The 13,387-nt window shown below is 61.9% G+C and carries 10 protein-coding genes; 6 read left to right on the top strand and 4 right to left on the bottom strand.

Going from position 1 to position 13,387, the window contains the following annotated elements; all coding sequences use genetic code 11:
• The first annotated feature begins 24 nt into the window (after window positions 1-24).
• Window positions 25-1,467: a glucose-6-phosphate dehydrogenase gene (gene zwf / locus NLX68_RS00835; protein WP_115084618.1), complete on the top strand. Its 1,443-nt coding sequence runs from the start codon at window positions 25-27 to the stop codon at window positions 1,465-1,467.
• On the opposite strand, the gene NLX68_RS00830 is transcribed toward zwf, so the two are convergent.
• Complete coding sequence (locus tag NLX68_RS00830; protein ID WP_254282193.1) at window positions 1,464-4,334, bottom strand: EAL domain-containing protein; 2,871 nt, start codon at window positions 4,332-4,334, stop codon at window positions 1,464-1,466. The two genes, zwf and NLX68_RS00830, sit on opposite strands and share 4 nt — an antisense overlap.
• 223 nt (window positions 4,335-4,557) lie before the next feature.
• Here NLX68_RS00830 and uvrD point away from each other — a divergent pair, with 223 nt between their 5' ends.
• The 3 genes from uvrD to NLX68_RS00815 all read left to right on the top strand — a co-directional run bounded on the left by uvrD (window position 4,558) and on the right by NLX68_RS00815 (window position 8,309).
• Entirely contained in the window at window positions 4,558-6,741 is a 2,184-nt protein-coding gene (gene uvrD, locus NLX68_RS00825) for a DNA helicase II (protein ID WP_254282191.1), read from the top strand.
• A gap of 193 nt (window positions 6,742-6,934) precedes the next feature.
• Window positions 6,935-7,789, top strand: coding sequence for a TIM44-like domain-containing protein (locus NLX68_RS00820; RefSeq protein ID WP_010222785.1), 855 nt, complete (start codon window positions 6,935-6,937; stop codon window positions 7,787-7,789).
• Window positions 7,790-7,901: 112 nt separating this feature from the next.
• Window positions 7,902-8,309: an SMI1/KNR4 family protein gene (locus NLX68_RS00815; RefSeq protein WP_254282189.1), complete on the top strand. Its 408-nt coding sequence runs from the start codon at window positions 7,902-7,904 to the stop codon at window positions 8,307-8,309.
• A gap of 134 nt (window positions 8,310-8,443) precedes the next feature.
• Here the strand turns inward: NLX68_RS00815 and NLX68_RS00810 are convergent, their stop codons facing one another.
• A complete protein-coding gene (locus tag NLX68_RS00810) occupies window positions 8,444-10,204 on the bottom strand; it encodes a cation:proton antiporter (protein ID WP_254282187.1) in 1,761 nt (586 codons plus the stop codon).
• A gap of 324 nt (window positions 10,205-10,528) precedes the next feature.
• On the opposite strand from NLX68_RS00810, the gene NLX68_RS00805 reads away from it, so the two are divergent.
• Window positions 10,529-11,014 (top strand): acyl-CoA thioesterase, encoded by a 486-nt coding sequence (locus NLX68_RS00805; protein ID WP_010222782.1) that lies wholly within the window; start codon window positions 10,529-10,531, stop codon window positions 11,012-11,014.
• Here NLX68_RS00805 and pdxY read toward each other — a convergent pair.
• Entirely contained in the window at window positions 11,011-11,883 is an 873-nt protein-coding gene (pdxY, locus tag NLX68_RS00800; RefSeq protein WP_254282185.1) for a pyridoxal kinase PdxY, read from the bottom strand. The two genes, NLX68_RS00805 and pdxY, sit on opposite strands and share 4 nt — an antisense overlap.
• Window positions 11,884-12,002: 119 nt before the next feature.
• On the opposite strand from pdxY, the gene NLX68_RS00795 reads away from it, so the two are divergent.
• On the top strand, window positions 12,003-12,395 hold the full coding sequence (locus NLX68_RS00795; protein WP_010222780.1) for a DUF3301 domain-containing protein: 393 nt from the start codon (window positions 12,003-12,005) through the stop codon (window positions 12,393-12,395).
• Here the strand turns inward: NLX68_RS00795 and NLX68_RS00790 are convergent.
• The gene (locus NLX68_RS00790; RefSeq protein WP_254282183.1) at window positions 12,392-13,363 is read right to left on the bottom strand and encodes a GTP-binding protein; all 972 of its coding nucleotides are present in this window, start codon (window positions 13,361-13,363) and stop codon (window positions 12,392-12,394) included. The genes NLX68_RS00795 and NLX68_RS00790 overlap by 4 nt on opposite strands.
• Window positions 13,364-13,387: the final 24 nt, after the last annotated feature.

The following is a 13,387-nucleotide window of genomic DNA, read 5'->3' as shown; positions in this document are numbered from 1 at the left end:
AAACGAACTAGGAGAGTGGTGGTATTGACTATCCCTTGCGACATCATGGTGTTCGGCGGCACCGGTGACCTGGCCCTGCACAAACTGCTTCCGGCGCTCTACCACCTGTATCGCGAGGCTCGCCTGCACCCGGCCGTACGCATCATTGCCCTGGCCCGCAGCAATCTGCCGCGCAATGAATTCCTCAAGCTCGCCGAACGCCGCTGCCGGGCGCAGATTGCCCGCGCCGACTTCGATGAGGATGTCTGGGCGCGCTTCTCTGCACGGCTGGACTACTTCCCCATGGACGCCTCGCAAAGCGCCGATTTCGTCCGCTTGGCGCGCTTTCTCGGTGAAGCGGGCGGCCTGACCCGGATCTACTACCTGGCCACCGCACCCAATCTGTTCGTGCCGATAGCCAACCACCTGAAAGTCGCAGGTCTGGCCGATCACGACGCGCGTATCGTGCTGGAAAAACCCATTGGCCACTCGCTGGAATCGGCCACGGCAATCAACGAAGCCTTTGGCGCCGTTTTCGCTGAATCGCAGGTGTTTCGCATCGACCACTACCTGGGCAAGGAAACGGTGCAGAACCTCATGGCCCTGCGCTTTGCCAATGCCCTGCTCGAACCGGTATGGCGCAACAACCAGGTCGATCATGTGCAGATCAGCGTCTGCGAAACCCTCGGTGTAGAAAATCGCGGCGCCTACTACGACCGTGCCGGTGCCACCCGCGACATGCTGCAAAACCACCTGCTGCAACTGCTCTGCCTGGTGGCCATGGAGCCGCCAGCACAGTTCGAGGCCGAGGCGGTGCGTGACGAAAAAGTAAAGATTCTCAAGGCCCTGCAACCGATCACCGGCCAGGATGTACAAGACAAGACCGTGCGCGGCCAATACAGCGCCGGCAAGATCGGCGGCCAGGAAGTACCGGCCTACTACTTCGAGAAAGACGTCGACAACGACAGCGATACCGAGACGTTCGTCGCCGTAGAAGCGCATATCAATAACTGGCGCTGGGCCGGCGTACCGTTCTATTTGCGCACCGGCAAGCGCCTGGCCAAGCGCTCGTCGCAGATCGTCATCCAGTTCAAACCCGTGCCGCACCGCCTGTTTGAGGGCGACCAGGCCAACCAGTTGCTGATCCAGCTACAACCCGATGAGCGTATCAGCCTGCAGATGATGACCAAGACCCCCGGCAAGGGCATGCGCCTGGAGCCGGTGGAACTGAACCTCAACCTGGCCCAGGTCTTCGGCCAGACCCGTCGCTGGGACGCCTATGAACGCCTGTTGCTGGATGTGCTCGAAGGCGATTCGACGCTGTTCATGCGCCGTGACGAAGTCGAGGCCGCCTGGGCCTGGATCGACCCGATCCTCACCGGCTGGCAGGAGCACTTCCAGGCGCCGCGCCCCTACCACGCCGGCTCCAACGGCCCGGATCAGGCCCACAGCCTGCTGGCGCACCAGGGCCGCGCCTGGCACCTCTAGAAGCTGTAGTGACTGGCCAGTAGCTCGGCCAGCTCCTGCGCCGGTACCGGCCGGCTGATCAGGTAGCCCTGCACTTCATTGCAGCCTTGCTTGCGCAAAAACTCCAGCTGTTCATGGGTCTCGACGCCCTCCGCGACCACCTGAAGGTCAAGGCTCTGGGCCATGACGATGATTGCCCGGGTGATCGCGGCATCTTCACTGCCTTCGCTCAGGCCGCGGATAAAGGCCTGGTCGATCTTCACGTAATCCACCGGGAAGCGCTTGAGATAGCTGAGCGATGAGTAGCCCGTGCCAAAGTCATCGATGGCCAGCTTCACTCCCAGTTCGTGCAACTGGCGGAAGGTGGCGATGATGTGCTCAACGCTATCGAGCAACTGGCTCTCGGTCAGTTCCAGCTCCAGCAGATGCGGCGCCAGGCCACTTTCATCGAGCACCTGGCGCACCAGGCTGACCAGCTTGCCGTGGCGCAACTGATAGACCGACAGGTTCACCGACACACGGATCGGCGCAAGCCCCATGCGCTGCCACTCGCAGGCCTGCCAACAGGCCTGGCGCAAAACGAATTCGCCCATCGGCGCAATCAGGCCGGTTTCTTCGGCCAGGCCGATAAAGTCCGACGGCGGTACCATGCCCCACTGCGGATGCTGCCAGCGCACCAGCGCCTCGGCAGCATGCAGACGGCCAGTGGCCAGGCACAGCTTGGGCTGGTAGTACACCTGTAGCTGACGCTCCTCGATGGCCTTGCGCAGGTGGTTTTCCAGCTGCAGGCGCTGCAGGGTACTGGCCTGCAGGCTCTCGGTGTAGAACTGGAAATTGTCGCCGCCCAGGTGCTTGGCGTGCTGCATGGCGGTGTTGGCCTGGCTGACCAGTACCGTGACATCCCGCGAGGTATCGGCCAGCAGGCTGATGCCTACCGAGGCGCTGATCACCAGCTCGTGGCCATCGACCCGCAGCGGTACACGTAGCTTGTCCAGCAAGCGGCTGGCCACACGCACCAGGCTCGACAGGTTGCTGTAGGCATCGAACAGCACGGCAAACTCGTCGCCGGACAAGCGCGCCACCGTGTCGGCCTCGGGCATGGCATTGCTGATGCGCTGGGCCATCTGCTTGAGCAACTGGTCGGCAACTTCGTGGCCAAGGCTGTCATTGAGCAGCTTGAAGCGGTCCAGGTCGATGTGCAGCAAGGCCAGGCCGCGCCCGCTCTGGCGCAGGCGCTCGCCGGCCTCATACAGGCGCAGGCGGAACAGGGCGCGGTTGGCCAGGCCCGTCAGCTCGTCGTAGTGAGCCAGGTACCGCAGGCGCTCCTCGGACTCGCGGCGCGCCGACAGGTCGGTAAAGAAGCCGACGATGCTGGTCAGGTTGCCCCGTGCATCGCGCACGCCATTGAGCTGCAGCCACTGAGGATAGAGCTCGCCGTTCTTGCGCGCCTCGACCAGTTCCCCCTGCCAGTTGCCCTGCTGCTCCAGCGCCAGCTCAATGGCCTGAGAGTGGCGACGGGCGTCGCGACTGCAGGGCAGTTCCAGTAACCGGCCCTGAAGCAATTCTTCGCGGTTGTAGCCGGTAACCCGGCAGAAGGCCTGATTGACCGCCAGCAACACATAATCAGGGTCGAGAATCACAATGCCTTCGCTGGCCGCTTCGAATACGGTGGCGGCCATGCGCTGCTGTTCTTCCTGGGCTTTTTGCGCACTGATATCCCGGCGGGTGCCGAGCATGCGCAGCACCCGCCCGCTGGCACTGCGCTCCACTGCCCGGCCTCGGTCCTCGATCCAGCACCAGTGGCCCTGGCGGTGACGCACCCGGTAGTCGATGCGGTAATCCTCGCTGCGGCCCTTGAGGTGTTCGACCAGGGTGCGCTTGAGCAGCGGCACGTCATCGGGATGCAGGCGTGGCTTGAGGTGCGCGAGCATTTCCTGGACCTGGTCAGGCTCCAGGCCAAACAACTCGCGTAACTGGGTATGGTGGATCTCGTCGGTTTCCAGGTTCCAGTCCCACAGCCCCAGTTCGCTGGCCTCCAGGGCCAGGGCCAGACGCTGTTCGCTCTTGCTCAGGGCCTGGTTGGCAGCGTCCAGCTCCTGGCTGCGTTGGGCGACGCGCGACTCCAGGCCCACTTGCGCCTCGCGCAGTTGCTCCTCGATCAGCCGCCGCTGCTGAACCTCCTCGGCCAATGCCTGGTTAAGTCGTTCGCTGCGGTTTTGTGCAGCTTGCAGGTGCTCGATCAGCTCCTGATTCTGAAAGCGCCGCAACAGCCCACGCTCGATCAGCCGGTTGACCTGCCAGGCCACCACTGACAAGGCGAGCAATAAAATCAGGCCAAGCCAGCCCCAGCCACGCTGCTGCTCATCGCCATTGCAGAACAGGAAGGCAATCGGCGGCAGCAGGCACGGCAAGGTAAAACTAAGGAAGGCCGGCAGGCTGACGGCATAAGCGACGCTGGCCGATAGCGTCGCCGCACCCAGCAGGCCGAATACCCAGGCCTGCTGGACGAAGTTATCCACCGGCACCAGGGCGATCGCCGCGCTGGCCAGGGTCAGGCCACTGAAGGCCGAACCGAGCAAGAACATTCGCCACCAGCTTGGCTGGGCCTGTCGAGCGGGCATGGCGGCATCGAAGGCGGCGACCTGGATCACCCGCATGGCCACCAACGCCGTCAGCCAGACAATCCATACACTGACCAATAGGTAGCGTGCCGGGCTCCACAGCAACCAGGCACAGACCAGACCATTGAGCAGCATGAACAGGGTCGGCAGCAACGAGCCCTGGTACAGCAGGCGGGTGCGCTCGACAGCCAGTTGGGTTGCGAAGTGCTTGCGAATACTCCGGCGCGCTTCGGAAGGGGCGCTCATGGAGTCGGAACCGAGAGTCATAGGCAGTGTTCTTGTAATGGTTAGCCTTAAACGTGCACGGAGCATACACAAGCAAGCCCTCGGGCCAAACTGCTCTGGATCATAATTATTTCATTGCGTTTCCCGACGGCAGGCGCTCAAGCACGCAGGCCTTGGGCTGCAGCCGGTGACCAGCCAGTCGTCAGCGGCAAGTTTTTCTACTGTATATTTGCCCAAGGGTCGTCTGCGCCCCTAAAATGGCCGGATGCGCGATGATCTCTCTCTCCTGTTGAACTCTCTCAACGACGCCCAACGCCAGGCTGTAGCTGCGCCGGTCGGTCGTCAGTTGGTCCTGGCCGGTGCCGGCTCCGGCAAGACCCGTGTGCTGGTGCACCGCATCGCCTGGTTGATCCAGGTCGTGCAGGCCTCGCCGCACTCGATCCTGTCGGTGACCTTCACCAACAAGGCCGCTGCCGAGATGCGCCAGCGTATCGAACAGCTGATGGGCATCAACCCGGCCGGCATGTGGGTAGGCACCTTCCACGGCCTGGCGCACCGCCTGTTGCGCGCGCACTGGCAAGAGGCAGGGCTGAACCAGAACTTCCAGATCCTCGACAGCGACGATCAGCAGCGCCTGGTCAAGCGGGTGATCCGCGAGCTGGGCCTGGATGAACAACGCTGGCCAGCGCGCCAGGCACAATGGTTCATCAACGGGCAGAAAGACGAAGGCCTGCGCCCGCAACACATCCAGGCCAGTGGCGACCTGTTCCTGGGCACCATGCGCAGCATCTATGAAGCCTACGAGACCGCCTGCCAGCGCGCCGGCGTCATCGACTTCTCCGAGCTGCTGCTGCGCGCCCTGGACCTGTGGCGTGACCACCCAGGCCTGCTCGAGCACTACCAGCGGCGCTTCCGCCATGTGCTGGTCGACGAATTCCAGGATACCAACGCCGTGCAGTACGCCTGGCTGCGGCTGCTGGCCAGGGGCGGCGACAGCCTGATGGTGGTCGGCGACGACGACCAGTCGATTTATGGCTGGCGTGGCGCCAAGATCGAGAACATCCATCAGTACACTGCCGACTTCCCTGACGCCGAGCTGATCCGCCTGGAGCAGAACTACCGCTCCACCGCCGGTATCCTCAAGGCGGCCAACGCCCTGATCGCCAACAACAGCGGGCGCCTGGGCAAAGAGCTGTGGACCGACGGTGGCGATGGCGAGCCGCTGAGCCTGTACGCCGCCTTCAACGAGCACGACGAAGCCCGCTACGTGGTCGAGAGCATCGAAAGCGCGCTCAAGACCGGCCTGGCCCGCAGCGATATTGCCATCCTGTATCGCTCCAACGCCCAGTCGCGGGTGCTTGAAGAAGCACTGCTGCGCGAACGTATTCCTTACCGCATCTATGGCGGCCAGCGCTTCTTCGAGCGTGCCGAGATCAAGAACGCCATGGCCTACCTGCGCCTGCTCGAAGGCCGCGGCAACGACGCCGCCCTTGAGCGGGTAATCAACGTGCCACCGCGTGGCATCGGCGAGAAAACCGTCGAAGCGATTCGCGAGCACGCGCGCCACGCCCAGGTCTCGATGTGGGAATCGATGAGCCTGCTGATCGCCAACAAGGCGCTCAAGGGCCGCGCTGCCAGCGCCCTGGGCGCGTTCATGGAAATGATCGAAAACCTCACCGCCAAGGTCATGGAAATGCCCCTGCACCTGATGACCCAGACGGTCATCGAGCAGTCCGGGCTGATCGTCTATCACCAGGAAGAAAAAGGCGAAAAAGGCCAGGCCCGGGTAGAAAACCTTGAGGAACTGGTCAGCGCCGCGCGCAACTTCGAAAACAGCGAAGAAGACGCCGAGCTGTCGCCATTGGCGGCCTTCCTCGGCCACGCCTCGCTGGAAGCCGGCGACGCCCAGGCCGACGAGCACGAAGACAGCATCCAGTTGATGACCCTGCACAGTGCCAAGGGCCTGGAATTCCCTCACGTATTCCTGGTCGGCATGGAAGAAGGCCTGTTCCCGCACAAGATGAGCCTGGAAGAACCCGGCCGCCTTGAAGAGGAACGCCGCCTGGCCTATGTCGGCATCACCCGCGCCATGCAGCAACTGGTGATGACCTATGCCGAGACTCGCCGGCTGTATGGCAGCGAGACCTACAACAAGGTCTCGCGCTTCGTACGCGAAATTCCGACAGGCCTGGTTCAGGAAGTGCGCCTGTCCAACAGCGTCAGCCGTCCGTTCAGCTCCGGCCAGCAGCAGAACTCGAGCAGCCTGTTTGCCAACGCCAACATTCCGCAGACCGCCTTCAACCTGGGTCAGCGTGTGCAACATGCGGTGTTCGGCGAAGGGGTGATCCTCAACTTCGAGGGTTCCGGCGCCCAGGCCCGGGTCCAGGTCAATTTCGCCGAAGGCAGCAAGTGGCTGATGCTTGGTTACGCCAAGCTCGAGGCCCTGTAGGAGCGGGCTTGCCCCGCGATGCAATGCGACTTGCAAGCCGCAAATCGCGGGGCAAGCCCGCTCCTACAGAGTTTGTCTTACAGCGTATTCAGACAAATCAGGCAAAAGCTGGAAACATTATGGCGCTGGTCATGTGTCCTACAACCTGTGCACCATGACGCGCGTGCAATCCACAAAACGGGAATACCCTTCTATGCAACGTTTTCTTAGCATCGCTTTGGCGCTGTGCATCGGCCTGACGATGAGTCTCGACGCCAACGCCAAACGCTTCGGCGGCGGCAAGAGTTCGGGCGCCGCGCCGACCCACCAGACCCGTCAGGCGGCCCCGACGACTCCGGCTGCCTCGCCAACCGCGCCAGGTCGCGCACCTGCCGCCGCCAGTGGTGCTTCGCGCTGGCTTGGCCCTCTGGCCGGCCTCGCCGCCGGCGGCCTGCTGGCCTCCATGTTCATGGGCGATGGCTTCCAGGGCATGCAGATCTTCGACATCCTGATCATGGCGCTGATCGCCTTCCTGGTGTTCCGCTTCATCGCCGCCCGTCGCCGCAAGCAGCAGCCGCAAATGGCCGCCGCCGGCCACGCGCCATTCCAGCGCGAAGTGCACCAGCAGCCAGCTCAGCCGTCGATCTTCGGTGGTTCCGCTGCGCCTGCCGCCGCTGCCCGCCCGGTGATCAACGCGCCGGCCTGGTTCAACGAGCAGAGCTTCCTGGCCGCTGCCCGCAACCACTTCCAGTCGCTGCAGCAGCACTGGGATGCCAATGAAATGGACAAGATCGCCGAATTCGTCACCCCTCAGATGCTGCAGTTCCTCAAGCAGGAGCGCGCTGATCTGGGTGATGGCTTCCAGTCCACCTACATTGACGACCTGAACGTGCAGCTCGAAGGTGTCGACGACCGCGCCGACAAGACCATCGCCACCCTGACCTTCAGCGGCGTGTCGAAAACCTCGCGCTTTGACCAGGGCGAACCGTTCAGCGAAAGCTGGAACATGGAACGCGCCCAAGGTGAAAACCAGCCTTGGCTGGTTGCCGGGATCCGCCAGAACGGCTGATCTTGAGGCATTGCACAAAAAAACCCCGGGCTTGTCCCGGGGTTTTGCTTTTAGCGCAGCGGGCTACTAGGGTATAACGCGCAGCGTGTCGTAAAGGTTAGAGGATAGAACCGTGGAAGAAGTCATCGAACAGCTCCGAGAAGCCAATGAACCGGTACCGGTGCCGCTGGAGTTGCCTGACGAAGACCAACTGGTCGAAATCGAAGAAGAGTTGTTTATCAACATTCCGTTCGTGTTCAAGGAGTTCCTGCTGACAGTCAGCGACGTGGTCTACGGTAGCCTCGAGCCGGTCACCGTCACCGACCCGCAGTCGCATACCTACTTGCCGGACGTGGCGGCCAACGCCTGGGATGCCGGCGTGCCGCGCGACCTGATCCCGATCTGCCAGGACGGCGACGACTACTATTGCGTCGAAGAAGATGGCACCGTGGTGCTGTGGTCCGGTGAAGAAGAGATCATTACCGAAGACAGCTGGGAATCGGTCTGGCACTGGGCCCGAGACGTCTGGCTGGAAAGCTGAATGAGAAATAACCACACAAAGTAATGGCTCTTGGCTATTAATGTTCGTAGAATCGCCACGCCTTCCTGCGCGTGGCGCTTCGCTACCGCTCCATCCCCTCGGACATTCGAACCGCCCCGCGCAGGAAGCGCCTCTTAGTGGTGGTTCTCCTGGTTGTTTTCCAGGGTTTCCAGCAAGGCGATCTGCATGCGTGTGTGCACACGGATGAACCAGCGCCACAGCACTGCCACCACCACCGCCGCGACCACCACGATCAGCAACAGCAGCTCGCTGGTCGGCAGAATGCTGGCCGACAGCGCCGCTAGCAGCAGGAAAATCACCAGCAGCGACAGCAGCGGAATCACCTCGGCAATCACCCGTCGCACCCGCTGGGTATGCCGCCCGGCCATCTCCGGCTTGACCCCCATCTCCGCCAGCAACATCGACAGTGCCTTGAGCTTGCGGTACGCAGCGATCAGGAACGGCAGCGACAGCATCAGCGCCGCGCCCCAGATCAAGGCCTTCTGCTGGCCAATATCGCTGACCCACTCGCTCAGGTAGTCACCAATGCGGGCGGCAAAATAACCACCGCTGAAGAAGATCGCCACCACCAGCGCCAGGTTCACCCCGACTTGCAGCAGAATCCGCCGGATCATCGAGGCCAGCATCGCCCCTTCGCCATGGGGTTGAATGCTGCGCAGCCACTCGCCATACAGCGACAACACCCGCGCCAGACGCCCCGGCACGACCTTGGCCAGCTTCAGCGACAATGGGTCGGCAGCGCGAATCAGGTAGGGCGTGAGCAGCGTGGTAATGGCCGATACCGCTACCGCCACCGGGTAGAGGAAGTCGCTGGTGACCTGCAGGGTGATGCCCAGCGCGGCGATGATGAAAGAGAACTCGCCAATCTGTGACAGCCCCATCCCTACCCGCAGCGAGGTGCGTCCGTCGTTACCGGCGATAAAGGCGCCCATGCCGCAGGACAACATCTTGCCCAGCACCACGGCAATGGTGATGACCACGATCGGCCAGGCGTATTCGAGCAGGATCGACGGGTCGATCATCATGCCGATGGCAACGAAGAAGATGGCACTGAACAGGTCGCGAACCGGCTCGATCAGGCGCTCGATTTTCAGCAATTGCCGTGATTCCGCCATGATCGCACCGATCAGGAAGGCACCCAGAACCATGCTGTACTCAAGCTTGACCACCAGCAGGCAGAACCCGAAACACAGGCCCAGGACGGTGATCAGCAACATCTCATTGCTTTCGAAACGGGCCACGTACGCCAACAGGCGCGGCACCACGAGGATGCCGATGACCAGCGCAACGATCATGAACAGCGACAGCTTGCCAACGGTGGAAAACACCTCGCCGGAGCTCACAGTGCCACTGACGGCGATGCCCGAGAGCAGAGCGATGATGCCGATGCCAAGGATGTCTTCGACGATCAGCACACCGAAGATCAGCTGGGCAAAGCGCTCGTTCTTCATCTTCAGGTCGTTGAGCGCCTTGACAATGATAGTGGTCGAGGAGATCGCCAGGATCGCACCGAGGAACAGGGAGTCCATGGTGCTCCAGCCGAACCAGCGGCCGATCTCGAAGCCGATCCAGATCATCAGCACGATTTCCATGAACGCTGCGATGAACGCTGTGGCCCCGACCTTGAACAGTTTGCGCAGGCTGAACTCCAGCCCCAGGCAAAACATCAGGAAGATCACCCCGAGCTCGGCCAGGGTCTTGATCGTGTCTTCGTCATGAATCAGGCCGAACGGCGGCGTGTGCGGGCCGATGATAAAGCCGGCAACGATGTAGCCAAGCACCACGGGCTGCTTGAAGCGGTGAAACAGGATAGTGACCACCCCGGCAACCAGCATGATCACTGCCAAATCCTGAATAAAGCTGATGGCATGCACGGCGTGGGACTCCTTACCTGGTATCCAGAGACAAGCCGCAATCCACCCGAAGCATTGTCTGATTGAGTTACGGATACATAGCGATTTAAATGTAGGAAGCCCACCTTGCATGGGCTTCCTCAGGTTAACACCGCCGCTTGTCGCTAGAAGCCGGTGCAATATGAAGAAACAGATCGACCAAAGCATCGCCGCAAATGGCACAAACAGCGTGACGGCAAGGCCGCTGTCAGCGTCCCGTCTTACTAGATGGGAATCGTATTGGGGGAAAGAAGCGTGAATAGCAATCGCCACCCCGCCTCAGCGCAACCTTACCGTGAGCACACTATGGAACCTGGAAACGCCCAGCTGTCGATGACCGTCCTGATGACCCCGGACATGGCCAACTTTTCTGGCAACGTCCACGGCGGCACCCTGCTCAAATACCTCGATGAAGTGGCCTATGCCTGCGCCAGCCGTTACGCCGGCCGTTATGTGGTGACCCTGTCGGTCGACCAGGTGGTCTTTCGCGAACCGGTGCATGTCGGCGAGCTGGTGACCTTCCTCGCCTCGGTCAACTACACCGGCAACACCTCGATGGAAGTCGGCATCAAAGTCGTCACCGAAAACATTCGCGAACGCTCGGTGCGCCACAGCAACAGCTGCTTCTTCACCATGGTCGCCGTTGACGATGACCGCAAGCCGGTGGCGGTGCCGCCCCGCCAGCCTGAAACCAGCGAGGAAAAGCGCCGTTTCCTGCAGGGCAAACAGCGCCGGCTGATTCGTCAGGAGCTGGAAAAGCGCTATCAGGAACTCAAGGGCGACGCCCTTTAAATGGCCAGAGGCTGCGCTGCAAAGCGCAGCCGTGGGTGCACGATGCGGTCCTGGGCACGCACCAGTTCCAGCTCGTAGCTGGCGCAGGCCTGGGTTTCCAGCAGCACTTCGTGCACTGCGGCGGCGGTGAATTCAAACGCCGCGACCCAGTCATCGCCCAGCAGCAAACGCGCCAGGAACAAGCCCGACGTCAGGTCACCCACGCCCACTGGCTGGCGGGCAAATGCCAGCAACGGGCGTCGGATAAGCCAGCTGCCGTCGGCGGTAACCAGCAGCATTTCAAAGTCTTCGACACTGCGTCCGGGATAGGCCAGGTGCTTTACCAGGATAGCTTTCGGGCCTCGCACCAACAGGCTGCGGGCCATGCTGACACAGTCTTGCAGCGACTCGGCCCGGCGCCCGCAGAAGCTATCCAGCTCCAGCTGATTCGGGCACAGCACATCGGCGGTGGTCAGCGCTTCTTCCACCAGGAACTCGCTGACCTCGGCCGGGACGATACAGCCCTTCTCCGGATGGCCCATCACCGGGTCGCACAGGTACAAGGCGCGCGGGTTGGCGGCCTTGATCCGGGCCACACCGCTAAGGATCGCCCGCCCCTGCTCGGCACTGCCCAGGTAGCCGGACAGCACCGCATCGCAGTTGCCCAACTCACCGATCGTCGCAATCCCCTCAACCAGTGCAGGAATTTGCGCTGGAGCAAGCACTTCTCCGGTCCACTGGCCATACTGAGTATGGTTGGAGAACTGCACGGTATTGAGCGGCCAGACCTTCACCCCGACCCGTTGCATGGGAAACACCGCAGCGCTGTTGCCGGCATGGCCGAAAACCACGTGGGACTGGATGGCGAGCAGATGCGGTGTACGTTTCATGCAGGTCTTCCGAAAGCGTAGGAATGAAAAACAAGGCACGCAGTATGGCGCTAAATGCCACCTGTACGACAGACCGGGGAGGCAGTTAAGCTGGGCATACCTCGTTGGAGCATATGTAAATGTTGACCCTGGGAAATCTCTTCGTGCTGATGCTGCTGGCCACGGCGGGCGCCTGGTTGTGGCATAACCACGGCTTGCGTGAAAAGGCTCTGGAGCGGGTCAAGCAGCACTGCGCCAAACTCGATCTGGAGCTGCTCGATGGCAATGTCGCGCTCAAGCGCATCGGTTTTGTGCGCGACGCCAACGGCCGCAAGCGCCTGGCCCGGGTGTACAACTTCGAATTCACCGTGACCGGCGAACAGCGCCATCCCGGTACCGTCACCCAGTTTGGCGCGCACACCATGCAAATCGAACTGGCCCCCTACCCGTTCGAGATCAAGACACCACAACATCACGACAACGTCGTCGAGATGAACCAGTGGCGCCAGGACCACAACCGCTGGCGCAACTAGACGCGGCAGGCCAGCATGGCTTGCTGCAATGCTTCAGGGGCCTGCGGCTCGGCGAAGATCAGCTCCAGCCGCGAGTCGCGGCGCCATTCACTGTTGCTCCACCGCAATGCAGGCTGCCCTGCCAAGGCGTTGATCGACTGCCAGCCATCCAGACTGTGGATAACTGCCTTGGCCCGACGCCAGTCCAGGCCCTGCAGAAAGCGCTCCAGACGGGGACGATCGAACACCTGACCCGGGTGCCAGCGCCAACCTATACTCCAACCTTCTGCGGCCTGCTGAATACTGCAAATAGGCTCCTGCGGATTTGTCCACAGGCTGCTGACGACCCCGGGAATATTGACTGCCGCGAGCTTATCCACAGCGGCGGAAAGTGGCGCTGCAGAGCTTTCCACAGGCACTTCGGACCAGGGCAATTGCCCATGATCGGTCCAGTACAGGCGAGCAGCAGGTAGCTGAGAAGTTATCCACAAGCGCTGTTGTGCATCCAACCCGGCGGACTTGTTCAGCACCAGCAATCCAGCGCTGGCCAGGGTCGATTGCTGGGCTTCAGGCAGGGCAATACCTGCAGCCAGTTGCTCGGCATCCAGCACCAGTACCGCCGGTTGTACCGCCAACACGCCTTGCCAAGGCGGCAAACGCAGTTGCTCAAGCAACTGCAGCGGATGACCCAACCCGGACGGTTCGATGAATACCCGCTGTGGCCTGGCCTTGCGCAGCAAGCGACCCAGGCCAACCTGGAACGGCATGCCGTTGACGCAGCACAGGCAACCGCCGGCCACTTCACCCAAGGCAATACCGTCGTCGTCGCTGGCCAGCAGCGCCATATCCAGGCCGATCTGGCCAAACTCGTTGATCAGTACCGCCCAGCGCTCATCGGCGGGCCGCTGCGCCAGCAGTTGACGAATCAGACTGGTCTTGCCGGCACCGAGCGGGCCGGCAATCACGTGGGTAGGAATGTTCTGCAGCATGGGACGGAGAGTGCCTGAAATTTT

The sequence above is a fragment of the Pseudomonas sp. SBB6 genome, assembly GCF_024213215.1.
In the GTDB taxonomy this organism is placed as follows: Bacteria; Pseudomonadota; Gammaproteobacteria; order Pseudomonadales; family Pseudomonadaceae; genus Aquipseudomonas; species Aquipseudomonas donghuensis.
The sequence above is the reverse complement of the archived record's forward strand: the minus strand, read 5'-3'. Positions and strand labels throughout refer to the sequence as shown.

What these genes read in the sequence shown, in the direction of transcription:
- uvrD (WP_254282191.1), top strand. Translation starts at nt 4,558, where the DNA reads ATGCGCGATGATCTCTCTCTCCTGTTGAACTCTCTCAACGACGCCCAA.
- NLX68_RS00820 (WP_010222785.1), top strand. Translation starts at nt 6,935, where the DNA reads ATGCAACGTTTTCTTAGCATCGCTTTGGCGCTGTGCATCGGCCTGACG.
- NLX68_RS00795 (WP_010222780.1), top strand. Translation starts at nt 12,003, where the DNA reads ATGTTGACCCTGGGAAATCTCTTCGTGCTGATGCTGCTGGCCACGGCG.
- pdxY (WP_254282185.1), bottom strand. Translation starts at nt 11,883, where the DNA reads ATGAAACGTACACCGCATCTGCTCGCCATCCAGTCCCACGTGGTTTTC.
- NLX68_RS00790 (WP_254282183.1), bottom strand. Translation starts at nt 13,363, where the DNA reads ATGCTGCAGAACATTCCTACCCACGTGATTGCCGGCCCGCTCGGTGCC.
- NLX68_RS00830 (WP_254282193.1), bottom strand. Translation starts at nt 4,334, where the DNA reads ATGACTCTCGGTTCCGACTCCATGAGCGCCCCTTCCGAAGCGCGCCGG.
- NLX68_RS00805 (WP_010222782.1), top strand. Translation starts at nt 10,529, where the DNA reads ATGGAACCTGGAAACGCCCAGCTGTCGATGACCGTCCTGATGACCCCG.